Genomic DNA, 24,433 nt, shown 5'->3' on the forward strand with positions numbered 1-24,433 from the left:
TGAGAGTTATATCCGCTATTGGCCTCAGTTTCCCGAGGTTATTGCGGTCTGTAGGGTAGTTTGGCCACGTGTTACTGAGCTATATGCCACGGGTCTAAGCCCGTGCGACTAGCATGGCTAAATCGGACTCCGATAGCAATGGCCTCCGGCAGGATCAACCGGAATGTATCCCGGCACAAGGCCGGGGGGTTAGGCGGGATCACACCCATATAATGGGTGTGGTCGCTATCGAAGGGTGTTCGAGGACACCCGTCGACCGAGTGTCACCGAACTATCAGGGCTAACATCAGATCCCATCTTGACGGCGGACCGCAGGGGTGGAATCCTCATTTCTTCGGACCTGATTGTTGTCTCGAAGCCACCATAAAGGCTTCGAGTTTCGTTGGCGAGTCGATCCCGCCTGGCCCGTGTCGGCAGGGATTCAATGTCCCCGACCGAACGTTGTTCGCGTTCATTCCGAACACCCTGTTACACTTAAGGGCGTCGGATCGGGCTCGCGTCGAACCGCACGACGCGAGCGACCTTCGCGTTCATTCCGAACGCCCTGTTACACTTAAGGGCATCGGAACGAGTGCGTTCGTTCGGGGGCGTCGGCCCCTGACCGCGTTCGCATTTCATTTCGATGGGTGAGCCACACTTAACCCCGTCGAAGGAGATCGTCTGCGGGCCGCGATTACACGGGTGTGAGTGTCCCACACGTGTATGGACAGGGAGTATGGATTACGGAACAGATAGCTGTGACAGATGCCCCCTATCTCCTCGCGCGCACGTGGATGCGTATGTCACTGTCACGGCGTCAACTTCGAAGGTCAGCAAAAATGTCGGGAATTCGACCTAGATCTCGTCTAGGTGTTCGACGCCCTGCTTCGAGACGTTCCCTTTCGTGATATCGCCGGGCATCCAGTCGGGTTTGTCGTCGGGTGCCTCCTCGACCCATGCCCACGCTTCGTAGATGTGGACTTTGTGGGTTCCTTTCTCCCGTAGTCGTATCTCCTCAGGGTCAGCCTGATCTTCACCGTCGGCCGGCTCAAGTCGACGTGCTGCCTTCAGCGCAGCCTGCCGAGGTGTTCCGCCCGAGAAGACGCTCGATTCGTCACCGTCTTCGCGCAGTGCGAAGTTGCGCTTGTCACTGTCGGGTGCCATGGATTTCACCGCTCCATGCCAATTCAGCACATGGCAGAACATAAATATACCCCCCAATCCGCTCTCCGTCGGGGGATACTTTTATACAGTGGTGCCGCTGCGTACCAGTTCAAACCTGCAAACCGGCTGGCTTAAGCCAGATATTCGGGCCGAAATCGTCACGCGCGTCCACAAAACCGCCAGCCAGCGACCGGCGGCACGGTAGACTTAAGTGTATCCTGCGGTGAAGTGCGGAGTAGGATAGCGCGATGGTGCGAAAGAAGAAGCTCAGCCCGAGTGGCGCCAAAGATGAGGACGGCGAGTACCACAACGTACATATCAACATTCACGAAGACGAGCTAGCCGTCGCCGGGATGGAGATCGGTGACGAAGTGTTCGTCCGCGTCCGCGACAACAAAATTATTATCCAGAAAGCCGACCCGGAAGAGGTCGAACACGACTTTTGAGGCACCATCGACGGTGACACAGTGCCACTGGGCGGGGCTGTTGGGCCGACGCCCGAAATCGGTCAGTCACCACCGTTCTTCGAGCTAACCCGAACACCCACACAATGAGACCTTACGATATCGCGAAACCACTCCTGTTTTCGCTGCCAGCAGAAACCGCCAACCGGAGCGTCCATCGACTGTTAGAGGCAGTTGATGGAACCCGAATCGCCGACGCGATGGCCGACCGCTACACCGTCACTGACGACCGGCTCGCAGTGGAGGCGTTCGGCTACACGTTCGACAACCCCGTCGGAGTCGCTGCCGGTTTCGACAAGAACGCCACCATCCCTAGTGCGCTGGCGTCACTGGGCTTCGGCTTCGCCGAAGTCGGCGGTGTCACGGCCGAGCCACAGACCGGGAACGCCCGCCCGCGGATGTTCCGGCTCAGAGAGGACGAGGCGATAATCAACCGGATGGGACTGAACAACGACGGGGCCATCGTCATCGGCGAGCGACTGAAGAACGTCGACGCCCCGTTCCCGGTCGGCGTCAACATCGCCAAGACGGAACACGTCGGGACGGATGAGGCCCCAGAGGACTACCGAACCACGTATGAACACGTCGCCGAAGGTGGGGACTTCTTCGTCGTCAACGTCTCCTGTCCCAACTCAGAGGGGTTCGAGGAACTGCAGAACCGCGACGCGATGGAGGCCATCCTCGGCGAGCTACAGGACGCGGGCGCAGCCCCGCTGCTCGTGAAGCTCTCACCGGACCTTCCCGAACCGGCGGTCGAGGACGCGCTGGATATAGTGACCGAGCTAGATCTAGATGGCGTCGTCGCAACGAATACCACGACGGACCGGCCCGCCAGCCTGCGCTCGCCGAACGCGGTCGAGACAGGCGGCCTCTCAGGGAAACCAATCGAGAACGAGGCGACCGAGATGGTTCGGTTCGTTGCCGAGCGTGTCGACGTGCCTGTTGTCGGCGTCGGTGGCATCTCGACGGCGGAGGGCGCATACCGGAAGATCCGCGCCGGGGCCTCGCTCGTCCAGCTGTACACCGGCCTGGTCTACCGCGGTCCGTCCACCGCACGCGAAATCAATTCTGGACTCCTCGACTTGCTCGCGGAGGACGGCTTCGACTCGGTCGAGGACGCCGTCGGCGCGGACCTGTAGCTGGCAAATCTTGAAGTACAGTTGCAGCGAACCGGCGACATGGCCGACACCCGCCGCACGCTGCATATCGCATCCTGGGACGACCGCTTTCTCGCGTGGCTTCTCGACATCCTGCTCGTCGGTGTCGTCCTCTCCGCACTGGGCGAAGCCGCTGGCGTGTTCTCACTCCTGACCGGCAGCCTCTCAGTTACCTCCCCGTTCACCGGTCTGAACGGGCTCGGCCTGTTCGTCTACTGGACGGTCTTGGAAGGCCGGCAGGGGCAGTCGGTCGGGAAAATAGTGATGAACATCGCCGTCACGGACGAACGCGGCGAGGCCATCGACTACGTGACAGCGGCCATCGAGAGCTTCGGGAAGGCGTTCCTGCTGCCCCTCGATATCCTCGTCGGCTGGCTGGCCTACGAGAAGGAGGGGCTGCGGCTGTTCAACAAGCTCTCTTCGACCATCGTCATCGAGACCGACGAAGAGGAAGCCGAGAAGCCGAGCGACGTAGAGTACGTGTATCCGAGCGACAGGTAGAGCCGAGGGAGCGCTGCGCCGGCTCAGCCGGACTTACTCCAGTGCATCCAGACGGAACTCGAAGGCGGCGACCGGCAGCTCCAGATCGTGTTCGATAAGCAGTTTCGGATGAATTTCACCGATGACGCCGACCGACTCCCCGTCGAGGACGACCTCGGCGGCGCGGCCGCCGATGAACGACGGATGCACGGTTGGTGGCGTTTCGAGGTCCTTGTCGAAGGCGTCGGCGAGCGCCTGCAGACGAGCCTTCGCGTCTTCGTACGAGGCGTCCGTTCGCGCGAGCGCGGCGGCGACGGTACGGTGTTCGGCGATGCCGGTGTTCTCCGAGTCGTCGAGACCGGCGGCCAGCCCGATTTCGGCGAGGTCCTGCGGGTAGCTCCGGTGGGTGTTGTTCTCGAGCACCATCATGATGGAGGGGAGCGCCCACGTCCGGAGGATGGTGTAATCCTCACTGTAGGGCTCCTGGATGGTGACGGGGTCGGTCTGACCGACGACATCCCCGCCCGTGGTGTCGGGGTCCAACCCCATCCGCTCGAAGTTCTCGACCTCGTTTATCATGTGGAAGTTCAGCAGGTCCTCGAAGCCCAGTCCGACGAGCGCGTCGCGGGCGGCGTCCTCCAGCCTGGACCGCTCGTGGCGGCCGCCGACCGTCGACACGTCGGGGTAGGTCGGTTCGAGGCTGTTGAACCCGAGCGCCCGGCCGATGTCGTCGATGGTGTCCAGCGGGTGGATGACATCGACGCGGTAGGGCGGGACCTCAACTTCGTATGCCACACCGTCGTCGGATTCAGTTTCGGTGGCGTCGAGACCGGCCCGCTCGGCGTAGTCGATGACCTCGCGGCTGTCCAGCGAGACGCCGAGAATGGACTCGATGCGGTCGTGGGTAACCGTCTTCGTCCGCACCGAGAAGTCCGGCCGTTCCAGCGTCTTGCCAGCATACTCCCCAGGCGCGTCATCAGCGTAGGACACGTCGACCTTCTCGACCTGTCCGCCGCGGGCGGCGAGCGCGTAGCAGACGATGTTGCACATGTGGTCGATGGTCCACTGGTCGGTCCCGGTCATCTCGATGAACAGGTCTCGGGAGTCGACGCTGACCTCGGTCCGGCGGCCGTTGATGACCGGCGGGAACGAGAACAGGCCGATGGCGTCGTAGATGGCCGGCACACGGTCGAAATCGGCCACGAGGTCGCCGTAGGTCTGGCCGGTCTCATGGGACGCCATGACCTCGCTGGGGGTCATCTCCGCGTCGGCGTCCAGCGGGACGAACGTGGCCTCGTCGGGGTCCGCGCTGGTGTAGGTGATGGACTTGCCCGTCTCGTCCGTGACCGAGTCCCCTTTCAGCATCGTGAGGTCGTGGACGCCGATAGCGCCTTTCGCCCGCTTGCGGCCCATCGTCGCGTGGAGCTTCTCCTGTAGTTGGATAAGCGATTCCAGCGCGGCCTCGTCCATGTCGAGGCCGCGGACGATAGCGCCGGTGACATACGGACGCTCATCGGGCTGGTCCTCAACCTCGATGGTCCAGTCGGCGCTGTTCGTGTTGGGGATATCCACCCCGCGGTCGTCACCGTAGTGGTAGCGCAGCGACCGCGCGACGCCCTCGACGGAGAGACGGTCCAGTCGGTCCGGCGCGAACTCCAACTGGAACTCATCGTCCTCGGTCCAGCCCTCGAATTCAAGGCCGAGATCGAACAGGTCCGATTTGAGTTCGTCGTCGTCTTTCTCGTCGTGCCCGGTCAGATACCGCAGTTCGTCAGGGTCGACATCGACGACTGGCATCAGCGGATCACCTCCGTCTCCCGCAGCAGTTCAAGATCACACAGCGTCCCGTGCACGTCGCGGATGTCTTCGAAGCCGTACATGAGCATGAGTAGTCGTTCGAGCGAGAGACCCCACGCCATCACGTCGCAGTCGACGCCAAGCGGCGTGAGCACCTCGTCGCGAAAGATTCCGGAGTTGCCGACCTCGACGACCTCGCCGGTCTCGGGGTGGGTGCCGAACAGTTCGAAGCTCGGCTCCGTGTAGGGGTTGTAGTGGGGCTTGAACTCCAGGTCGGTGATACCGAACTGCTCGTAGAACTCCGTGAACGTCCCCATCAGGTCCCGGACCGAGAGCTCTTCGGCCATCACCCAGCCCTCGATCTGGAAGAACTCCAGCAGATGCGTCGGGTCGAGCGTGTCGTTTCGGTACACTTTCTCGACGCTGAAGTAGCGCTCGGGCGGGTCGAGTTCGCCGACCTGATGGCCCGAGAGGTAGCGCATCGACAGCGAGGTGGTGTGGCCGCGCAGGTCCATCCCGCGGGCGATATCCTCGGTCCACGGCGAGTGGTACCCCTCGCCGTCAGGGCCGACGCCCTCCTTGTGGGCCGAGCGGACCCGTTCGACGAGGTCCGGAGGGAGGTGACCGATCTCTTCGGGCTCCGCCAGGGCGAACTGGTCCCAGTGGGTCCGGGCCGGGTGGTCCTGGGGCATGAACAGGCAGTCGTTGATCCAGAACTGAGCGTCGGCATGAGGTCCTTCCATCTCGGAGAAGCCCATGCCGACGAGCGTGTCCTTCACGCGGTTTGCCGTCTGGCGGAGGATGTGCTCCTTGCCGTGGCTCACGTCCTCGGCGTCGGCCTCGACGTTGTACTCGGTGAAAGCAACGTCCTCCCACTCGCCGCTGGTGAGCATCTCAGGGGTAAGCTGGTCGACCGTCTCGGCGGCTTCGACACCTTCCATCAGCGCGGTGACACCGTCGTCAGTGAGCTGGACCGAGCGGACGGTTTCCTCACGCACGTCGAGGAGGCCACGCCGTTCCAGTTGGTCGAGCGCATCCGTGTCGGCGTCGTCGACGCGCCTGTCTGCGACAGCCTCCAGCGCCAGCATCTCGGGGTCGGACCCGGGATCGGCGTCTTGGTTGGCCGTGATCTCGCCGCTGTCGATGCTGCCGTAGGCCTTGCGGGCGTAGTTCGAGAGCGCGATGTCGACTGCGCCGCCTTCGAGGCCGGACGCGCCGATGACCTGTCCCATCTGGACCGGGCCGTCGGCCGCGCCGGCGTCGATAGCGGCCTCGTAGAGGTCCTGTTCTGGCAGACTCTCCCGGACGTACCGGTCGCCCTCGTCGGTGAGTTCGTAGTGTTCGAGCGTCTCCTCGGAGACGGACACCAGCCCGTCGGCTTCGAGTTCGAACGCCGCTCTGGTGGCCGCTTCCGGCTTGAGGTCAGCCTCCGCAGCCACGTCGTCGATGCGCCTGTCTTCCTGTGCGTCGGCGGCCTGCAGGACGGCCACCTGTGCCTGTGGTCGTTTCATACGGGTGTCTCGGTCTTGTGGGGATAACCGCGGGTCGCTCAGTTAACGGTTCTCACTTCCTGCTCGCGGTTTCGTCCGACCACGCCTCTCGACGCCGTCAGAGTCCACACGCGGTCAGGCAGCGAAAAAGAAGCCGAACCCCGGACTATCGGATAGCTGGCGAGCGACGCCGGCACGGTGGGATTCGGATGCCATGTCTGAGCGGTTGTGACTGGCAGATATAAACGTTGTGCGTGTGCTCGTCTCGACACGAAACGAGCGGTGGGGGCCGGTTCTCAGTCCGCGCTCGTCGGCGCGCGGTCGGAGTCGAGGTCGATATCGAGTTCCGCAAGCTTGTCTTCCCACTCCGCACGTTTCTCCTGATGCTCTTCGAGGAACTGCTCCATCAGTTCGGCGGCCTGTTCTTTACAACCGCCACAGAGGCGTTCGCCGCCGACACACTCGTCGTACACTTCTTTCGCAAACTCGTCGTCGTCGCCCGAGAGCAGGTAGGCGTACAGCTCGTACACTGGGCACTCGTCGGCTTTGCCGCCTTTCTCGCGCTGTTCTTCAGCAGTAGATCGGCCGCCAGTAGTCGCCGATTTCACCTTGTCGTAGCCGTCCTCCGGGTCGTCCAGCAGCGAGATGTGGGAGGCTGGAATCGACGAGGACATCTTGCCGCCGGTGAGGCCGGTCATGAACCGGTGGTAGATCGAGGACGGCGGCTGGAAGCCGTAGCCGCCGTTGTCGAGTTCGACCTGCCGGGCCAGTTCCTCGGCCTCGGCGTGGTCCAAGTCGAACGTATCGATGTGCTCGTCGTACACCCGCTTCTCGCCGTCGATAGCCTCGATGAGCGCCTCGAAAGCCTCGTCTGTGGCGTTGCGGTCGAGGAATCGGATCCGCGGTCGGAGCGGTTCCTTCCCGGCCTCGTCGAGTTTCGCGACGACGGACTCACGGGCGTCGGCGGGCGCTGGCTGGTGCTCGCGCAGCCAGTCGGCGGCCTCGCCACACCGGGGTCGGTCGGCGTCCTCGGCGTAGTCCTCGCGGGCGTCGTAAGCCTGCCGGAGCAGTGTCCGCTCGACCCCGTCGGCCTCGAAACTGGCGAAGGCTTCCGTCACGCCGAAGTACCGCATCCGCGCGGCGAGGTCCCGTGCCAGCCGCATGTGCGGGTCCTGGTCCGGGCCGACGGGGATGACCGTCGGCTTGGGCTCGTCCAGTTGCGGGTAGAGGATGTCAGCCATCTGCGTGACGACCGACTGCATATGGGAGATGTCGGTCTCGCCGTCGAAGTCGTAGATGGCCTGCAGTTCCGAGAAGTTCGCCTCGGCCCCGAGTTCGAACGCGAGGTCCTGCACCTCGCGGTTGTCGGACTGGCGGTACAGCGTGCCCTCGTCGGGGTCAAAGCCAAGCGCAAGCAGCGACAACAGGTAGTTCGTCGCGTGCTCGTCGATTTCGTCCCACGACAGCCCGCGGGCGCTGTGGGCTTCGAGGTCCGCGATGAGTGCGTAGGCGTCCCCGCCCTGCTGTTGATGCCAGATGATCTCGTCGAAGACGAGCTTGTGGCCGATGTGCGGGTCGCCGGTCGGCATGAACCCCGACAGCGCGGCGAAGGGGTCGTCGTTGCGCATCGCCTCGGCGACCGGTCGGTAGTCCCGGTGGCCGAAGATGACGCCCCGCCGCATCAGGTAGTGAGGGTTGGGGACTTCGGGAAGCACCTCGTCGAACTCCTCGATGCCGAACTGCTCGAACAGTTTGCGGTAGTCGGCGATAGTCGAGGAACCCCACGGGTCGAGCGTCGCCTCGTCAGCCCCTTCGGCCTCAGTGCCGCCGTCCGGTAGCACCGGGTCACCGCCGGAGCGGGTGTCAGGCTCCCGCCACGCTCCGCCCGACTGGCGGCGGTCCTCGTCGGGCGATGCGTCGTCGTGGTGGGAGTCGTCCGTTGTCATGGGTGTGGTCGGCTCGCGATGAGCCACGTTACAGGTGCTTTGGTTCCGGTCGGCGCAAAAAGGGTTCGTTTCGGTGCGCCGACCGGACCGGCGGACAGACACCAACCGGCCGACCACGGCGCTTGGTCAACTCAGGGGGTCAGTCGCTCGACGGCGATCCACTCGATGTCGCCGTCACCGTCGTCCGTCGTGAGCGCGAACACCATCGTCTTCCGGACGCCGTGGGCGAGCCGCACGTCCAGCGCGAGGTCCCGCGGCTCGAAGCGGTGGTCGGCCGGCAGCACCCGCACCAGTAGCTCCGAGTGCCCGAGGTTCTCGGCACTTTCGACGGCGGCGTAGGTCCGGAAGTCCGCGCCGAACTTGAAGCCGGTCTTTGGCGCAACGCCGCTCGCTCGCAGCGCCGTATAGACGGCCAGCCGGCGGTCGAAGCGGTCGCCCTCGACCTCGCGGCCCCGCTCAACGACAGCATCAGCCCCGCCATCGACCGTAAGCAAATCCTCCTGTGCGAGATACGCGGCTTCCACGAGCGAGAGCTGGACCGCGCCGTCGTCGCCGAGTTGCTGCCCGTAGAACGCCTGTTCGTACAGTTCCGCCGGCGGTTCCCAGCACACCACCCGCTCGGCGAGCAGTTCCCCCTCCGTGGTCGGGACGACAGCGTCACTGGTCCCCTCGACATCTCGCCGGTCGGTATCAAGAAAGGTGACTTCGCTCTCCTCGTCGACGACCGCCAGCACGCAGCCGCCCAGATCAGTGGCCACAATCGTGTCGCGCTCGCCGATAACCCGGACGCGGTAGGCGACCTCGTCGTCCCACGGCCCCTTCCCACGCGGGTAAACCACGAAGTCCGTGCCTGTGGGGTCGTCAACCCACCCCTCGCGGGCCGGCGTGAGGTAGAAACCGCGGTCACGGAGGTCTTTGTAGACGGCAAAGTCGACCTCGGAGACGGCCGCCGACCCGAGGAACCCCCGGAAATCCATGCCGTCGATGCTTTCGATATCCCCGCGGTAGAGGAGGTGTGCGGCCTCCACCGGTGCCAGGTCGATGTCGCCGCTACGAACCTTCCCGTAGCCGCGCGAATCGTAGAACCGCTCGCGCGCCTCGTAGCCGGCCCGCACGACATCGCCCTCAAGCGTCAGTTCCATGCTCTGACGTGGCCCCCGCGGCGACAAAGCCCCTACGGGTCCGAGCCGTCAGCGAAACTGGATGGTGCAGGTGTGGAGGCCCAGCCTTCACCCCCGTTCTTCGCAGGAACTGTCCAAACAGCGCGTGCCGCCAGCGGTTTCGAACAGCGGCAGGCCGCAATCACAGTCGCCGACGACGACGCCGGACGGAATCGAGAAGCCGGTGTCACAGTCAGGGTAGTGCTCACAGCCGGCGAGCAGGCCGCCACGGCGAAGAATCAGCAGGTCGCCGTCGCAGTTGGGACAGTCCCACTCGCGGTCAAAGGCCGCGGTGACCGCGTCGTCCAGTGAGTCACACTCCCGGTCGAGACACAGTTCGAAGGCTCGGCCGCGTTCCACCCGAAGCGTCGGGAGTCCGCAGTCGTCACAGCGGCCGCCAGTGACCGCGGCATCGCTCGGAATCCCGTAGACGGCGTCACAGCCGGTACAGGTGACTTCGCTTCGGGCACGGACCAGCGTCCCGGCACAGTCGGGGCAGTCGCGTACCGGAACGCCGGCGTTCGAGGCCGGGTAGCGGGCACTGCCGTGTTCGTCGTGGGTGACCACCCGGAGGAGTTCGTCGCCGTCGCGGGCAGTCACCGCTCCGTTGTCGATGGTGACGCTTTCGGCGCGCGTGAGCCACGCGACCGGCTGATATCCTTCGGCATCGTGAACGAGCACAGTGTTGTCCGGTTTGACGACGACGAGCACGTCGCCGCGCTGCTCCCGCTCGCGCGGTCCCTCGAAGACAGTCGTACACTCGCCAGCAATCACACGGGTTCCGTCGTGCATGGACTGACCTGTCCACATTCCAGTATTTAAACCTCAGTCGGTGGACGGGGCTTCGTAGCGTGGTCGTTGCTGCCGGAGTCGCAACAGCCAAAGCCGTCGCTGAGCGACAGCAAAGCAATGAGTGTCCCGCCTGCTGCGGTCTGTTTCGATATGGACGGCGTGCTCGTCCAGTCCGAAGATCACTGGGTCCGTGCCCAGCGCGAGGAGATTCTCCCGACGGCCGCACCGAACGACGACATCCCCCTGTCCGCGATTACCGGTCGGAACTACCGAGAAGTGTATCCGGACCTCGCCGCCGAGTACGACCTCGAAATCAGCCGCGAGATGTTCGAGAGTCTGTTCGAGGAGCACGGCGAGCGGATTTACGGCGAAGAAGCGACCGTCCTCGACGGGGCACACGAACTGCTCGACGACCTGCGGGACGCCGGCGTGGCGCTAGCGCTGACGACCTCCGCACCGTGGGCCTGGATCGACGTGGCCGACGAGCGCTTCGACCTCCTCTCGAAGTTCGACGTCGCCATCAGCGCCGGCGACATCGACGGCCCCGGCAAGCCGGAGCCGGACATCTACGAGCGCGGTGCGGCAGAACTGGGCGTCACGCCTGAGGACTGCTGGGCCGTCGAGGATTCCACCGCGGGCGCACGCGCCGCCGTCGCCGCCGGGATGACCACTGTCGGGTTCCGCGGTGACGGCGACGAGACTGACCTGTCGATGGTCCACGAGATCGCGGACGACACCGCGTCTCTGCGACAGGTGCTGTTAGGCGGTGTGTAACAGCCGAGTAGAGTGTCTTTGAGGCGGTGTTTGAGAAATGCCAGAAGCCAGATGCGGTTGGAAATAGCGAACCGATACGGAACTGAACCAGAGACCGAGAGACAATACCGGGCAGGTGTTAGTACGGTGAGCAGAGATTCAAGGGCACGAAACCAGAAAGCTGCGTGCCGGAAATGCCAGCATGGAGGGGAGGAAGACCCGGCCAGGTCAGGCGGGGTCACCGTATCCGCGGCCCGCGAGGAGGCCGAAGACGTTGAGGGCAACGACACCCACGAAGATGAGGAAGCTCTGACTGTCCAGTCCGCCCAGCAGCAGCGGCGGATATGCCAGTGGCGTGACGATAGCCAGCCAGAACGCGATGAATTGCAGGGGACGAGTGAGTGATCGGAGGGCAAGGCTACTTGGGACGGCGTCCGTCGGGGAACGGAAGGGCGATGCACTGGACATTGTGGGCTTCCTCAGTTCTTCGTAAGAACCCATTCCCCCATATAAACGCCAGACCCTTGGGGAGAATTCGAACTCTTTTCGGAATATTAACCGGAGTTCAGCACCTTTCAGCGATGTTTCACAGAGAGCCATAACGCTTCGAAAATCGTTTATAAATTTTATCCAGTTATTTGAGTGGGTTTCAGAGCGACAGTAGAAACAGCGGTTATCGGACAAGCACTGATCGGGTTTCGGTAATCGTCGGGAGCGGCAGCGCAGGGAAGGCGACCTCGACAGTGAAGGTGAGTTCGTCCGCGTCCGCACCAAAGACAGCGACCGGAAGCGTGGCTTCACCGAGATACGACGGCTTGGTGGTCATCTCACGCCCGTTAACCGTGACCCGAAGGCCCGCGCGGGCGCTGCCACCAGTGTTTTTCACCGTCACCTCCCGCATATCGTTGTCACCGGGAGCGATTGTATCGGGGAATTCGCCCCAGTCGATGGAGACAACAGGGAGGTCGCGGGCGTTGGCAAGCACTTGCTCGGCAACGCCCTCGGAGAGCCCGGCACGGACAACCCCGTCTTCACCGGCTTCGACCACGTCGGCGGGCGACGTGAGCCCCGCCGCGGCGAGCTTGCCTGCGCGGCCGCTGGCGACACCGTCGATAGCCGTCAACCCAACAGCATCGGCGCTGATGCCGTGTTCGACGCGAGCTTCGACCCGACAGGCGAGGTTCGCGTAGCGGGCTGGACCGAGCGTGTCGACGAACTCCCGCATCGCCGCGAGCAGGCGCAGGGCGTTCTGGCGGATGACCCACGCGTCGCTTTTGAGTTCTGTCGGCGTCGTCCCGGTCATGCCCGAGCGGAGGATGGCCAACACCTTGCGCTGGCCGGCGTCGAGGCTGTCGTCAACGCTGTCTCCCAGCACCGCGTGGACAGCGTCCTCTTCGTCGGAGCGGGCGCTGACACTGTCGAACTCGGTTGCGCCGGCCACCGCAGTCAGCAGGTCGTCCGCGTCGACGGAGACAGCGGAGTCCGGATCGGCGGCGTCCTGACAGCGTTCAGCGACATCCGCGAACCGGCGTGCGGTCGAGAGCCGGAGGTAGAACTTCGAAGCAAGCTGGCCGAGCCGCGTCGGCTCAACGTTGAGACCGTCCTGCTCAACAAAGCCCTCGTCGACGAGCGCGGAGAGCGTGTCGCTGACCCGGTTCCGGAGGTCGCTACCAGCGTCATACTGTTCGGGGGCCGACTGCGAGCGGGCGTAGTAAAACGTCGTTGCGAGCCAGTCCATCACGTCGTCCACGTCGTCGATGGTGCCCAGTGCGATTTCGGCGTTCAGGTGGGCGTCAAGTTCGGCCGCCAATCGGGACTCGATTTCCTTACCGTCCCGGAGCAAACGGCGATACTTGTCGGCGTCCGAGCGGTCACAGACGACCCAGGCGTAGCCCATGTCGTCGTAGCCGGGTCGGCCCGCACGACCGAGCATCTGGAGTACGTCAAGCGGACTCATGTCGACCTCGCCTTCGAGTGGGTCGTGCAGTTTGGTGTCGCGGATGACGACACAGCGGGCGGGGAGGTTCACGCCCCACGCGAGCGTGGAGGTCGAGAAGAGGAGCTGAATCTTGCCCTCCTTGAACCACTGCTCGACTCTGTTTTTGTCCTCGCGTGCAAGGCCGGCGTGGTGAAAGCCCACACCGTCCAGCACGGACTGGCGGAGCGTATCGTTCGAGAGTTCGGCAGCGTCGTTGTGGAAATCGTAGTCCCCGCGTGCGCCCATGGGGATGTCGCGTTCAGTAATCTCGTCGCGGGCCTTCTTGGCGGCCTGCACCGTGTCCTGGCGCGAGGAGACGAACACGAGCGCCTGGCCCTCCTCGCGGATGTGTGGCTCGGCGAGGTCAAGTGCCCGGTAGAGCCGACGGTACTTGTCGGCAAAGGCGTTCTCGCCGTGGGAGTAGGTCTTCACGTCGGCGTTGAGTGGGACCGGTCGGTACTTCTCGCCGAAGGCGAACGTGGTTTCATCGGGCGCGTCGAGCCAGTCGGCCACGTCGTCGATGTTCGGCATCGTCGCCGACAACGCCACGACGCGCGGGTCACAGAGCCGGCGGAGCCGCGAGACGGTAACTTCGAGCACCGCCCCCCGGCGGTCGGAATCCAGCAGGTGGACCTCGTCGATGACACAGCAGTCCACATCAGTTATGAAAGAGTAGCGGCTGGTTTCGTGTTTCCGGGTGGCCGAGTCGGCTTTCTCCGGCGTCATCACGAGGATGTCGGCCCGCTCGGCGCGGCGGGGATTCAGGTCCCGCTCGCCGGTGACGACGTAGACGGAGTAGCCCAGGTCCTCGAACCGCTCCCACTCGCTTTCTTTCTCGTTCGTGAGCGCACGAAGCGGTGCGAGAAAGAGCGCGGTCCCGTCCTCGGCGAGCGTCTTGCAGATGGCCAGTTCCGCCAGCGCGGTCTTCCCGCTGGCTGTCGGCGCGCTGACGACGACGTTGTCGTCGCGGTTCAGCAGGGCCGGCAGGGCCGCCGACTGCATCCGGTTGAACTCCTCGAACGGGAAGGCGTCGGCAAACTTGGGGAGCACCTCCGCGACCGCCACAGTCGGCTCGCTGTCGGTTCTGGATGACACGTCACAGTCGCAGTTCCGCGACGGCAAAGGCGTTTCTATGGGGGAGCGAACGTGTGCAAGAAGCGAGTCCATCCGCTGGTTTCGTGACATGACCCGTCGGTGCGAGCGTCCCACACGCCTGCCCAAAAATTAACTCAGCCGGCTGATAGTGCGCTGGTATGCCTATCAGCGACCCCGAGAGCTATTACGACGAGAACGACGAGAGCGAGTGGGACCGCCTGACAGCCACGCTACACGGGCAGTTGGAGTGGTCGGGAACCGTTGCACAGCTCGAAGCGAACCTCCCCGACGCGGGACACGTCCTCGACGTGGGCGGCGGTGCTGGCCGGTACGCCGTCTGGCTGGCTGAACAGGGGTACGATGTCACGCTCGTCGACCCCAGCGAGGGCCAGCGAGCTATTGCACAGGAGAAAATCGCCGAGCATGGGTACGAAGAACGGGTGGCCGTCGAGGCGGGCGACGTGCGCGACCTCGGGTTTGACCGGGACGTATTCGACGCAACGCTGTGTCTGGGTGGGCCGCTTTCGCATATACTCGACGCTGACGAACGGACGGCCGCTGTGCGGGAGCTTCACCGGGTGACAAAAGCCGAGAGTCCGGTGTTCGCCTCCGTCATAGGGCGGCTCAACTGGCTGGTGCTCTCGCTGGTCGGCAGGTCGGAACACCTCGTGCACGCGAACGAACTCGCCGAAACGGGTGATTACGACCGTTCGTTCGTGGCACAGCTCAGTTACGAGGCGGCGTTCACCGAGACCCATTTTTTCCGCGCCGACGAGTTCGAGGCGCTGCTGGAGGCGGGCGGGATAACGGTCGAGACGCTGGTCGGACTGGAGGGGCTGGCGTCAGTACTTGCCGCTCCATCGCTCCGAGAGACCGCTGACGAACTGTCAGCACACGAGCGGGCCGGTGTTCAGGCGCTCGTAGACGAACTCCGGACGGACCGGACTGTCGTGGATATGTCCGCACATATGCTTGCGGTCTGTCGTGCCTGAGGTGGGCACGCGGGCAGTAGTATTGATGTCCTTGAGTACGCAGGTGGCGGTCGGTTCGGCTGGGCCGCCTGACCGTCCGATTGTCCTTCCACCCGGGTGTGACAGAGCACGTGACCCCCGCACGTTTTTGACCAACCCAACCTAATTACTGGTAATGAGTCGTTCGCGCAAGCCTGACTGGCTGAAGATGCGGCCACCGTCGGGCGAGCGGTTCACCGATATCAAGCAGACGCTCCGGGACCGAAACCTCAATACGGTCTGTGAGGAAGCCAACTGCCCCAACCTCGGGGAGTGCTGGAGCGGGCGCGACGGACCGGGAACGGCGACGTTCATGCTGATGGGCGACCGCTGTTCGCGGGGCTGTAACTTCTGTGACGTAGAGACGGGTGGGATGGACCCGCTGGACTCAGACGAGCCACAGCAGGTGGCCGACGCCGTCGCGGAGATCGGACTGGACTACGTGGTACTGACCAGCGTCGACCGCGACGACCTGCCCGACCAGGGCGCGGGCCACTTCGCCGAGACGATACGGGCGATCAAAGAGCGTGACCCGTCGATTCTGGTCGAGTGTCTCATCCCCGATTTTCAGGGCGAGCCGGACCTCGTCCGGAAGATCATCGACGCCGAACCGGACGTCATCGCCCACAACATCGAGACGGTCGACCGCCTCCAGTGGCCGGTCCGGGACCGCCGGGCGGGCTACGAGCAGTCTCTCTCTGTCCTTCGGCAGGTCAACCGCGAAAGCGACTGCTACAGCAAGACCAGCCTGATGCTGGGCGTCGGCGAGTACGCCCACGAAGTGTACCAGACGCTGTCGGACCTCCGGCAGGCCGGCGTCGACGTGGTGACGTTCGGCCAGTACCTCCAGCCCTCCCGGTCACATCTGGAAGTCTCGGAGTACGTTCATCCGGACGCCTTCGACACCTGGCAGCGGGTCGCCGAGGAGGAGTTCGACTTCCTGTACTGTGCCTCGGGTCCGATGGTCCGGTCGTCCTACCGTGCCGGCGAGCTGTTCGTGGAGGCGGTAGTTCGGGACGGCGAAGACGTGGATGTCGCTCGAGAGCGTGCGCGAGCGAGCAATTAGCGACGCCAGCAGAACGCACCACTCAGGCACGCTCCAGTATTTAAACGTTGTCACGGTCTGCAGCAAGGGCACACCGAGAGCCCCATTTACCAACGTTGCCACCGACGCACTGAGTGGATGACGCCAGACTGCAACGACCGAACGACTCCCCGCCGCCAGGTACTCCGGGCGGGCGGTGCGACACTTGCGAGCATCCTCGCGGGGTGTAACGGGTTGCCTCCGCTTGGGACGCAATTCAAGTACGGTTCCATCGACGTCCCGCAGGCGGAGCCGCCGTCGTATCGCGAGTGGTTTCCAGCGCCGTCGGCGCTACCAGACGCGAGCGATGCCAGCGACGGCTACAGCGCCATCGTTCATGTGCCGCCGCCCACAAATGCCCCGACCTGGGCACGGTCGAGCGCAGCCCGTCGGGCCGTCGTCTCCAACATGGACTACGTTGGCGTCGACATCGACGACATGGACATCACGTTCTTACAGTTGTATGGCACGGGGATGACCGCGATACTGGTTGGCGACATCGACCCGGCCGCGGTCAGGGATACTGTCCGTGAAACGGCCTACGAACGCGTCGATACCCACGCCGGCTACGACCTGTACGAGCGAGGCGACCGCCCGTGGACGGTCGCTCTCGGCCCCGAGGCGATCGTGTTCGGGGATGGCCCGCACGCACGAGCGGTCGTGACCGCGACCGTCGACGCCGGCCGCGGTGATGTCCCGCGATACCACGAGCGCGACGCGAACGTCGCCACGCTCACAGAGAGCGCCGGACAACGACGCTGGGGGCGGTTGTGGCTTCGTGGCATCCAGAGCATCACGGGCGGCGGGATGCTCGAGGACACCGTCGGCTGGGCCGGCTGGCTCGAACACGACGGCGAGGACGTCTACACTGTCGAGACGTGGCTGTTCCCCGAAGAGTACGATGTCTCGGAGCAGGCAGTGAAAGAGGCACTCAAAAACGACTATCCGACCATGAGCCTCCCGAGCCGTCGCCACGCTAGCGCCGTCGACGTCACCGTCGAGGGTCGCGTTGCGACAATAACGCTGGCCATCAAGCGTTCGTACGTGAACGAGACGTTGGCCCAAAAGACGTCCCAGCTTCCCGCCGTCGCCTGGCGCGCGACACACGACCCCGACGCTGAGCAGGTGACCATCCACCACGACGCCGGCGACTCAGTCCCGACCGACGCCCTCCGTGTCATCGGCGACCTCGACCCCTCGACTATCGACATCGGCCACCTCGGTGGCCGGATGGAACCGGGCGAGTCGTTCACTGTCTCCACCGCTGCCCCCGAGACCGACGACGATGCCGGAATCGGGGTTCGTATCATCATCCACTCGGATAGTGGCTGGTCCGCAACCGTCTACAAACACGAATTCGAATGATTACGACGTCTCTCGGCCCCGATATCGTTCCGCCCTCTCCCGCTGACGTACTGCCCTCCCGCGTGCGAGAACACGCACGCGACTCCACACCGCAAGTTATGACACTACCCGACGACCCGGACGTGCCCGACGACACGACGCTCGAGGCCGTCGTCGGCCTGCTCGACGACGAGCACGTCCGGACGATCCTCACGGCCACGAGCGGCGACGCGCTGAGTGCGAAGGAACTGAGCGAGCGCTGTGATGTCTCGCAGGCGACTATTTACCGGCGCGTCGAGCGCCTGACAGCGGCCGGTCTCGTCGACGAACGCACCCGCCCGCGGGCCGATGGCCACCACGACACCGTCTACGTCGCGACATTAGACGAGGTGTCGATACGTCTGCGCAACGGCGAACTCCGGTTCGACCTCGAACGACGCGGCAACGACGTTGCCGACCGGCTCACTAGGCTTTGGGAGGACTTCTGAGATGGCGCTTCACGACTCACTGACGACACTCGAGCTCGCAACGACCACCGCCGCCGCGGCGACCGCGCTCGTCGGCCTCTATATCGGCTATCAGGCCTACCGCGGGCTCCAACGCCACGACAGCCCCCCGATGCGGTACCTCTCTATCGGGATGGTACTGCTGTTCGGCGTCACTTACGCGACGGCCTTCGCCGGCAACGCGCTGTTGCAGGCTGGGTCGGTCCCCCTCGTCTATCAGGATTACTTCCGGTTAGTCGTGCGACTGATCCAACTCTCCGGGCTGCTCTGTATTGCTTACTCGCTGTATCTGACGCGGGCCGATGTCCACGCTAACAACTGATACATCGGAGTTATCACTGATAAATTAGGCAGATTTTAAATCGATGTAGCATGGCTTAGACACCCATATTCCCAGTAATACCCACGTCGGCGATATTTTTCAGCGCCGCGAAAGCTCTAAACGTAGTGCGAGTGAACAGTCGTCGTATGCCACTTCGACGGAGGCGGTTTCTATGAGTGTCCTCCAACGCGACCCCACGGACAGGGTACAGATTCTCGATGAAAACGGGACAGTGGTCGACGGCGCGACCGTCCCGGACCTCTCGGACGACGAACTGGTGGAGATGTACCGGTATCTCAAACTCGGCCGGCACTTCGACCAGCGGGCGGTGAGTTTGCAACGACAGGGCCGGATGGGAACCTACCCCCCAATGTCGGGACAGGAGGCCTCGCAGGTCGGCAGCGCCTTCGCGCTGCGAGACGGCGACTGGGCCTTCCCGAGCTACCGGGAGCATCTCGCGATGTACGTCAAGGGATGGCCTCTGTCGGACGACCTGTTGTACTGGATGGGATCGGAGTCAGGTAATTCGCCGCCAGAAGACGTCCAAGCGTTCTCGTTTGCGGTTCCAATCGCGACGCAGATTCCGCACGCGACCGGAGCCGCGTGGGCATCGAAGCTCAAGGGCGATGACACCGCCGCCCTCGTGTACTTCGGAGACGGTGCGACCTCCGAGGGCGACTTCCACGAAGGGTTGAACTTCGCAGGTGTGTTCGACGTGCCAGCGGTGTTTTTCTGTAACAACAATCAGTGGGCGATCTCGGTACCACGGGAGCGCCAGACGGCCAGCGAGACGCTCGCCCAGAAGGCTAACGCCTACGGCTTCGACGGCGTCCAGGTCGACGGGATGGACCCGCTGGCGGTGTATCAGGTGACCCGCGAGGCCGTGGACAAGGCACACGACCCACCAGAGGGTGAACTCCGCCCGACGATGATCGAGGCGGTGCAGTACCGCTTTGGCGCACACACGACGGCTGACGACCCATCGGTGTACCGCGATGACAGCGAAGTCGAGCGCTGGAAGCAGAAAGACCCAATCCCGCGGATGGAGGCGTTCCTCCGGGATCAGGGCCTGCTCGACGACGAGCGGGTCGACGCCATCGACGAATCGGTTCAGGACGAGGTAGCCACGGCCATCGACGAGGCTGAGGCGACCGAGCGGCCGAAACCGGAGGAGATGTTCGCGGACGTGTACGCGGAGATGCCACAGCGACTCGAACAGCAACTGGACTACCTCGAAGACCTACGCGAGCGACACGGCGACGAGGTGCTACTGGAATGAGTACACAGGACGCAGACACACAGAACTTGACACTCGTACAGGCCGTCCGTGACGGGCTCTACGGCGAGATGGAGCGGAACGAAGACGTGGTCGTGATGGGTGAAGACGTCGGGAAAAACGGCGGCGTCTTCCGGGCGACACAGGGGCTCCACGAGGAGTTCGGTGACGACCGGGTCATCGATACACCGCTCGCGGAGGCCGGCATCGTCGGGACAGCCATCGGGATGGCAGCCTACGGACTCCGGCCAGTACCGGAGATGCAGTTCTCCGGGTTCATGTACCCCGCGTTCGACCAGATTGTCAGTCACGCCGCTCGGCTTCGGAACAGGAGCCGCGGCCGATACAACTGCCCGCTGACTGTTCGCGCACCGTACGGCGGTGGCATCCGCGCGCCGGAGCACCACTCCGAGTCCAAGGAGTCGTTTTACGTCCACGAGGCGGGATTAAAGGTTGTCGTCCCGTCCACGCCACGGGAGACGAAGGGGCTGCTGACGGCGGCTATCCGCGACCCGGACCCCGTTATCTTCCTCGAACCGAAGCTCATCTATCGATCGTTCCGCGAGGAGGTTCCCGACGACCCATACACGGTCGAGTTGGGTGAGGCGAAGACCCGCCGTGAAGGAAGCGACGTGTCCGTGTTCACCTGGGGTGCGATGACCCGGCCGACGGTCGAAGCCGCCGAGGAACTGTCCGAGGAGGGCATCGACGCCGAGGTGATCGACCTGCGAACGCTGTCGCCGATGGACACCGAGACCATCGTCGAGTCGTTCAAAAAGACCGGGCGAGCGGCGGTCGTTCACGAAGCGCCCAAAACCGGTGGGCTGGCCGGCGAGATTATCGCCACCATTCAGGAGGAAGTCCTGCTGTATCAGGAGGCCCCCATTACCCGGGTGACTGGCTTCGACGTGCCCTATCCGCTGTACGCGTTAGAGGACTACTACCTCCCCGAACCCGCCCGCATCAAAGACGGTATCAGAGAGGCAGTGGAGTTCTGACGCATGTTCGAGTTCAATCTCCCGGACCTCGGTGAAGGGGTCGCAGAAGGTGAGGTGCTCACCTGGCGTGTCTCGCCGGGCGACACCGTCACCGAGGATCAGGTCCTCGCGGAGGTGGAAACCGACAAGGCCGCCGTCGACGTGCCGTCACCGGTCGACGGCGTCGTACAGGAACTGCACGCCGAAGTCGGCGAGATGGTACAGACCGGCGAAGTGCTCATCACCATTGCCGAAGAGGGCGACGCCGAGACGGACGACGCGGCGGCCGGCGGTACGGACGAAGCCGAACCGTCGGAAGCCGGGATGGAGCAGGAAGACAGCGCTACGAGCGAAGCCGCAGCGGCTGACACATCGGAACAGTCGGATACAAGCACAAGCACGGCCGACGGCCGCGTGTTCGCCTCGCCGAGCGTACGCCGACTCGCCCGTGAGAAGGGCATCGATATCGCAGCCGTCGACGGAAGCGGACCGGGCGGTCGCGTCACCGAGGGGGATGTCGAGGCGGCCACAGCGTCAGCCGGCGAGACGGCCGACAGTGACGACGGCCCGACATCGGTCGTCTCGAAGGCGTCCGATGACGGAGACGGGCCGACCACAGCAGTTTCACAGGCCGACGCGGGCGATACAGACGACGGGACCGCTGTCAAGTCAGCCGTCAGAAGTGTCTCCAGCGACGGACAGGAAGCCGCCAGTCGCGACCAGACGCTGGCGACGCCGGCCACCAGAAAGGCCGCCCGCGAACTCGACGTGAATATCGACGCCGTCCCGACCGACCAGACGCGGGACGGTCAGCCCTACGTCGACGAGGCCGCCGTCCGGACGTACGCGGAGGCCCAGCAGGCTGCACAGGCGGCCGATGCCGAAGCCATCAGCGCCGAAGGCGGCGCGACAGGGAGGGCAGCCAAGGCGGGCGGCACTGGGGCCGAAGCGACGTCCGTCGAGACAGGCGACGGCGAGCGCCGCGAACCGTACCGTGGCGTCCGCCGATCTATCGGCGAGCAGATGGCGCGCTCCCGTCGAGAAGTGCCCCACGCGACCCACCACGACCAGGTAGTCGTGTCCGGCCTCGTCGAGGCCCGTGAGCGACTCGCACCACTCGCCGAAGAACGTGATGTCACCCTGACGTACACACCGTTTGTAGTGAAATGCGTCGCCGCAGCGCTGGAGCAGCACCCGGTGCTCAACACGGCGCTTGACACCGAAAACGAGGAAATCGTCTACAGAGACGTCCACAACATCGGCGTGGCGGCGGCAACCGACCACGGGCTTGTCGTCCCGGTCGTCAACGACGTGGACGGGAAAGGGCTAGTCGAACTCGCCGGCGAAATCAATGACCTCGTTGGGCGGGCCAGAGAGCGGGACATCGAGCGCTCGGAGATGCAGGGTGGAACGTTCACCGTCACGAACTTCGGGGCCATCGGCGGCGAGTACGCCAGTCCGATCATCAACGTCCCCGAGACGGCGATTCTCGGGATCGGAGCGCTGAAAGAGCGGCCGGTGGCCGAAGACGGCGAAGTCGTCGCGAAACCCACGCTCCCACTCTCGCTGGCGATCGACCACCGCGTCATCGACGGGGCCGACGCCGCGCGCTTCGTCAACACGCTCAAGGAGTACCTGGCGGACCCGACGCGACTCCTGTTAGAGTAGCCGCTCGGGTTCACAATCGAAACCGAAACAGGTCACTGGAACGACAGGGTTGGTGATGCCCTCCACGAGAGACACATGGATCTGGTACGGATTAGCCGCGCTGTTCGTCCTGCCGCCGGGGTGTATGGCTCTCTCCCGGCTGTCAATGGAACTGTTCGTGTCGTCAGCATCGGCCGGAGAGGGGAGTCTCGGAACGTTCCTCGGCGCGTTTGCCCTGACTGTCCTCGCCAGTTGGGCGGGTATGCTGTTCAGCCTGCTTCTCACGGTCGGGCTCTTTCTCGACAGTCGACAGCTCAGGCGGACCGACGGGGACTGGACCCCGACACCGCTGTATGCGCTTGGCGGCATCGTCCACGGGGTGGGGACGACGCTGCTTGCAGCGTTTGCGGTGTCGGTGCCAGTCATCGGGTACTACCTGTATCGGCGGCGCACGCGAGACACGACAGCGAAGTGAAGGGCGATAGCTTTTCACGGACCCGGACGAGGCACCGCTATGGTCGTCGGAGATGTCACTACGGGAACGGAACTGCTTGTTATCGGCGGCGGTCCGGGCGGCTACGTCGCCGCGATCCGGGGCGCGCAATTAGGGCTGGATACGACGCTCGTCGAGCGGGACGCCTACGGCGGGACCTGTCTGAACCACGGCTGTATCCCCTCGAAAGCACTCATCTCGGCCTCGGACGTGGCCCACGACGCCCGGCAGGCCGAGTCGATGGGCGTATTCGCGGACCCGGCCGTCGACATGGCCGGGATGACAGAGTGGAAAGACGGCGTCGTCACACGGCTGACACGGGGCGTCGAATCGCTGTGTAAGAACGCCGGCGTCAATCTGGTGGAAGGGACAGCCGAGTTCGTCGATGACGGGACGGTCCGGGTCGCCCACGGCGGCGAGGGACAGGGCTCGGAATCGCTGTCGTTCGAACACGCCATCGTCGCCACAGGGAGCCGACCGATGACGGTCCCGGACTTCGAGTTCGACGGCGAACACATCCTCTCGTCGAAGGACGCGCTCGCGCTCGAATCGGTCCCCGAGAAGCTGCTCGTCGTCGGCGCGGGCTACATCGGCATGGAGCTCTCGACGGTGTTCGCGAAACTGGGCGCGGAGGTCACCGTCGTCGAGATGCTCGATGACGTGTTGCCCGGCTACGAGGACGACATCGCAGCGGTCGTCCGCGACCGCGCCGAGGACCTGGGGATCGATTTCAACTTCGGTGAGGCGGCCGACGACTGGAAGGAGACGGACGAGGGCATTCGTGTCAAGACCGTCGACGAAGACGACGCGGTCACCGAGTACAACGCCGAGAAGTGTCTCGTCGCGGTCGGCCGCGAACCGGTCACGGAGACGCTCGCGCTGGAGAACATCGATCTCCAGACGGACGAGAACGGCGTCATTCCGACCGACGACCAGTGCCGAACGGCGTTCGAGTCGGTGTTCGCAGTCGGCGACGTTGCCGGCGAACCGATGCTCGCCCACAAGGCGATGGCTGAGGGCGAGGTCGCTGCGAGAGCCGCCGCCGGCGAACCGGCCGCGTTCGACCATCAGGCGATTCCCGCCGCGGTGTTCACCGACCCCGAAATCGCGACCGTCGGAATGACTGAGAGCGAGGCCGAGGCGGCGGGCTTCGACCCGGTCATCGGACAGATGCCGATACGGGCCAACGGCCGTGCACTCACTGTCAACGAGAAGGAGGGATTCGTCCGCGTCGTCGCCGACGCCGACGAGGAGTTCCTGCTCGGGGCACAGATCGTCGGCCCGGAAGCGTCGGAGCTTATCGCCGAACTCGGGCTGGGTATCGAGATGGGCGCACGGCTCGAGGACATCGCTGGGACAATCCACACACACCCGACGCTCTCCGAGGCAGTCCACGAGGCGGCCGCGGCGGCATGCGGCGAAGCGGTTCACACGCGCTGAGAACGCGCCAGGCTGGTTCGCAAAGGCCCAGCTAAAACAACTCTGTTGGCGTTTACTGTCAGAGCGACAGAGTTTTGCG

At 64.2% G+C, this 24,433-nt stretch carries 22 protein-coding genes and 1 rRNA gene; 14 read left to right on the forward strand and 9 right to left on the reverse strand.

The features are described 5' to 3' along the window. A 16S ribosomal RNA gene (locus C443_RS11415) occupies nt 1–165 on the reverse strand; the annotation flags it as partial. Between the two features lie 669 nt (nt 166–834). Next, entirely contained in the window at nt 835–1,143 is a 309-nt protein-coding gene (locus tag C443_RS11420; protein ID WP_004516406.1) for a non-histone chromosomal MC1 family protein, read from the reverse strand. A gap of 248 nt (nt 1,144–1,391) precedes the next feature. On the opposite strand from C443_RS11420, the gene C443_RS11425 reads away from it, so the two are divergent. The 3 genes from C443_RS11425 (at nt 1,392) to C443_RS11435 (ending at nt 3,265) form a co-directional block, all read left to right on the forward strand. Further along, a complete protein-coding gene (locus C443_RS11425; protein ID WP_004516407.1) occupies nt 1,392–1,589 on the forward strand; it encodes a hypothetical protein in 198 nt (65 codons plus the stop codon). Nucleotides 1,590–1,693: 104 nt separating this feature from the next. Next, a complete protein-coding gene (locus C443_RS11430) occupies nt 1,694–2,746 on the forward strand; it encodes a quinone-dependent dihydroorotate dehydrogenase (RefSeq protein WP_005536483.1) in 1,053 nt (350 codons plus the stop codon). A 39-nt stretch (nt 2,747–2,785) separates the two neighbouring features. After that, nucleotides 2,786–3,265: an RDD family protein gene (locus C443_RS11435; protein ID WP_005536485.1), complete on the forward strand. Its 480-nt coding sequence runs from the start codon at nt 2,786–2,788 to the stop codon at nt 3,263–3,265. A gap of 33 nt (nt 3,266–3,298) precedes the next feature. On the opposite strand, the gene pheT is transcribed toward C443_RS11435, so the two are convergent. From pheT to C443_RS11460, 5 genes are all read right to left on the reverse strand, one after another. Beyond that, the gene (pheT, locus tag C443_RS11440) at nt 3,299–5,041 is read right to left on the reverse strand and encodes a phenylalanine--tRNA ligase subunit beta (protein ID WP_005536487.1); all 1,743 of its coding nucleotides are present in this window, start codon (nt 5,039–5,041) and stop codon (nt 3,299–3,301) included. After that, nucleotides 5,041–6,552 carry a phenylalanine--tRNA ligase subunit alpha gene (pheS, locus tag C443_RS11445; RefSeq protein WP_005536490.1) on the reverse strand — a complete coding sequence of 504 codons (1,512 nt, stop codon included), beginning with the start codon at nt 6,550–6,552 and terminating at the stop codon, nt 5,041–5,043. The genes pheT and pheS overlap by 1 nt, the downstream gene beginning before the upstream one ends. A 275-nt stretch (nt 6,553–6,827) precedes the next feature. Then, nucleotides 6,828–8,477, reverse strand: coding sequence for a tryptophan--tRNA ligase (locus C443_RS11450; RefSeq protein ID WP_005536491.1), 1,650 nt, complete (start codon nt 8,475–8,477; stop codon nt 6,828–6,830). Between the two features lie 131 nt (nt 8,478–8,608). Beyond that, nucleotides 8,609–9,619: a tRNA-intron lyase gene (gene endA, locus C443_RS11455; protein ID WP_005536492.1), complete on the reverse strand. Its 1,011-nt coding sequence runs from the start codon at nt 9,617–9,619 to the stop codon at nt 8,609–8,611. A gap of 87 nt (nt 9,620–9,706) precedes the next feature. Next, complete coding sequence (locus C443_RS11460) at nt 9,707–10,429, reverse strand: topoisomerase DNA-binding C4 zinc finger domain-containing protein (RefSeq protein ID WP_049944028.1); 723 nt, start codon at nt 10,427–10,429, stop codon at nt 9,707–9,709. A gap of 117 nt (nt 10,430–10,546) precedes the next feature. Here C443_RS11460 and C443_RS11465 point away from each other — a divergent pair, with 117 nt between their 5' ends. After that, a complete protein-coding gene (locus tag C443_RS11465; protein ID WP_005536495.1) occupies nt 10,547–11,203 on the forward strand; it encodes an HAD family hydrolase in 657 nt (218 codons plus the stop codon). 207 nt (nt 11,204–11,410) lie between these two features. Here C443_RS11465 and C443_RS11470 read toward each other — a convergent pair whose 3' ends face one another. Beyond that, entirely contained in the window at nt 11,411–11,650 is a 240-nt protein-coding gene (locus C443_RS11470; RefSeq protein WP_005536497.1) for a hypothetical protein, read from the reverse strand. A 205-nt stretch (nt 11,651–11,855) separates the two neighbouring features. After that, the gene (locus tag C443_RS11475) at nt 11,856–14,225 is read right to left on the reverse strand and encodes a DEAD/DEAH box helicase (protein WP_005536498.1); all 2,370 of its coding nucleotides are present in this window, start codon (nt 14,223–14,225) and stop codon (nt 11,856–11,858) included. A gap of 188 nt (nt 14,226–14,413) precedes the next feature. Between C443_RS11475 and C443_RS11480 the strand changes: the two genes are divergently transcribed. The 10 genes from C443_RS11480 to lpdA all read left to right on the forward strand — a co-directional run bounded on the left by C443_RS11480 (nt 14,414) and on the right by lpdA (nt 24,354). Continuing rightward, entirely contained in the window at nt 14,414–15,247 is an 834-nt protein-coding gene (locus C443_RS11480) for a class I SAM-dependent methyltransferase (RefSeq protein ID WP_005536499.1), read from the forward strand. A 154-nt stretch (nt 15,248–15,401) separates the two neighbouring features. Continuing rightward, a complete protein-coding gene (gene lipA, locus C443_RS11485; protein ID WP_080505477.1) occupies nt 15,402–16,331 on the forward strand; it encodes a lipoyl synthase in 930 nt (309 codons plus the stop codon). Nucleotides 16,332–16,448: 117 nt separating this feature from the next. After that, a complete protein-coding gene (locus C443_RS11490; RefSeq protein ID WP_005536501.1) occupies nt 16,449–17,714 on the forward strand; it encodes a hypothetical protein in 1,266 nt (421 codons plus the stop codon). Between the two features lie 98 nt (nt 17,715–17,812). Beyond that, complete coding sequence (locus C443_RS11495) at nt 17,813–18,181, forward strand: helix-turn-helix domain-containing protein (protein WP_049944034.1); 369 nt, start codon at nt 17,813–17,815, stop codon at nt 18,179–18,181. Between the two features lies 1 nt (nt 18,182). After that, on the forward strand, nt 18,183–18,521 hold the full coding sequence (locus C443_RS11500) for a DUF7521 family protein (protein WP_005536505.1): 339 nt from the start codon (nt 18,183–18,185) through the stop codon (nt 18,519–18,521). A 172-nt stretch (nt 18,522–18,693) separates the two neighbouring features. Further along, nucleotides 18,694–19,800: a pyruvate dehydrogenase (acetyl-transferring) E1 component subunit alpha gene (pdhA, locus tag C443_RS11505; protein ID WP_005536507.1), complete on the forward strand. Its 1,107-nt coding sequence runs from the start codon at nt 18,694–18,696 to the stop codon at nt 19,798–19,800. Further along, nucleotides 19,797–20,795 carry an alpha-ketoacid dehydrogenase subunit beta gene (locus C443_RS11510; protein WP_005536508.1) on the forward strand — a complete coding sequence of 333 codons (999 nt, stop codon included), beginning with the start codon at nt 19,797–19,799 and terminating at the stop codon, nt 20,793–20,795. The genes pdhA and C443_RS11510 overlap by 4 nt, the downstream gene beginning before the upstream one ends. Before the next feature lie 3 nt (nt 20,796–20,798). Then, complete coding sequence (locus C443_RS11515) at nt 20,799–22,442, forward strand: dihydrolipoamide acetyltransferase family protein (protein ID WP_005536510.1); 1,644 nt, start codon at nt 20,799–20,801, stop codon at nt 22,440–22,442. A gap of 145 nt (nt 22,443–22,587) precedes the next feature. Further along, nucleotides 22,588–22,896, forward strand: coding sequence for a hypothetical protein (locus tag C443_RS11520; RefSeq protein WP_005536512.1), 309 nt, complete (start codon nt 22,588–22,590; stop codon nt 22,894–22,896). 39 nt (nt 22,897–22,935) lie between these two features. Continuing rightward, entirely contained in the window at nt 22,936–24,354 is a 1,419-nt protein-coding gene (lpdA, locus tag C443_RS11525) for a dihydrolipoyl dehydrogenase (RefSeq protein ID WP_005536520.1), read from the forward strand. The last annotated feature ends 79 nt before the right edge of the window (nt 24,355–24,433 follow it).

Origin of the sequence: Haloarcula argentinensis DSM 12282, from assembly GCA_000336895.1 — an archaeon.
GTDB lineage: Archaea > Halobacteriota > Halobacteria > Halobacteriales > Haloarculaceae > Haloarcula > Haloarcula argentinensis.

Excerpts from the sequence above, each read along its gene's own strand:
- C443_RS11420 (WP_004516406.1), bottom strand. The coding sequence starts at position 1,143 with ATGGCACCCGACAGTGACAAGCGCAACTTCGCACTGCGCGAAGACGGT.
- C443_RS11425 (WP_004516407.1), top strand. The coding sequence starts at position 1,392 with ATGGTGCGAAAGAAGAAGCTCAGCCCGAGTGGCGCCAAAGATGAGGAC.
- C443_RS11430 (WP_005536483.1), top strand. The coding sequence starts at position 1,694 with ATGAGACCTTACGATATCGCGAAACCACTCCTGTTTTCGCTGCCAGCA.
- C443_RS11435 (WP_005536485.1), top strand. The coding sequence starts at position 2,786 with ATGGCCGACACCCGCCGCACGCTGCATATCGCATCCTGGGACGACCGC.
- pheT (WP_005536487.1), bottom strand. The coding sequence starts at position 5,041 with ATGCCAGTCGTCGATGTCGACCCTGACGAACTGCGGTATCTGACCGGG.
- pheS (WP_005536490.1), bottom strand. The coding sequence starts at position 6,552 with ATGAAACGACCACAGGCACAGGTGGCCGTCCTGCAGGCCGCCGACGCA.
- C443_RS11450 (WP_005536491.1), bottom strand. The coding sequence starts at position 8,477 with ATGACAACGGACGACTCCCACCACGACGACGCATCGCCCGACGAGGAC.
- endA (WP_005536492.1), bottom strand. The coding sequence starts at position 9,619 with ATGGAACTGACGCTTGAGGGCGATGTCGTGCGGGCCGGCTACGAGGCG.
- C443_RS11460 (WP_049944028.1), bottom strand. The coding sequence starts at position 10,429 with ATGCACGACGGAACCCGTGTGATTGCTGGCGAGTGTACGACTGTCTTC.
- C443_RS11465 (WP_005536495.1), top strand. The coding sequence starts at position 10,547 with ATGAGTGTCCCGCCTGCTGCGGTCTGTTTCGATATGGACGGCGTGCTC.
- C443_RS11470 (WP_005536497.1), bottom strand. The coding sequence starts at position 11,650 with ATGTCCAGTGCATCGCCCTTCCGTTCCCCGACGGACGCCGTCCCAAGT.
- C443_RS11480 (WP_005536499.1), top strand. The coding sequence starts at position 14,414 with ATGCCTATCAGCGACCCCGAGAGCTATTACGACGAGAACGACGAGAGC.
- lipA (WP_080505477.1), top strand. The coding sequence starts at position 15,402 with ATGAGTCGTTCGCGCAAGCCTGACTGGCTGAAGATGCGGCCACCGTCG.
- C443_RS11490 (WP_005536501.1), top strand. The coding sequence starts at position 16,449 with ATGACGCCAGACTGCAACGACCGAACGACTCCCCGCCGCCAGGTACTC.
- C443_RS11495 (WP_049944034.1), top strand. The coding sequence starts at position 17,813 with ATGACACTACCCGACGACCCGGACGTGCCCGACGACACGACGCTCGAG.
- C443_RS11500 (WP_005536505.1), top strand. The coding sequence starts at position 18,183 with ATGGCGCTTCACGACTCACTGACGACACTCGAGCTCGCAACGACCACC.
- pdhA (WP_005536507.1), top strand. The coding sequence starts at position 18,694 with ATGAGTGTCCTCCAACGCGACCCCACGGACAGGGTACAGATTCTCGAT.
- C443_RS11510 (WP_005536508.1), top strand. The coding sequence starts at position 19,797 with ATGAGTACACAGGACGCAGACACACAGAACTTGACACTCGTACAGGCC.
- C443_RS11515 (WP_005536510.1), top strand. The coding sequence starts at position 20,799 with ATGTTCGAGTTCAATCTCCCGGACCTCGGTGAAGGGGTCGCAGAAGGT.
- C443_RS11520 (WP_005536512.1), top strand. The coding sequence starts at position 22,588 with ATGGAACTGTTCGTGTCGTCAGCATCGGCCGGAGAGGGGAGTCTCGGA.
- lpdA (WP_005536520.1), top strand. The coding sequence starts at position 22,936 with ATGGTCGTCGGAGATGTCACTACGGGAACGGAACTGCTTGTTATCGGC.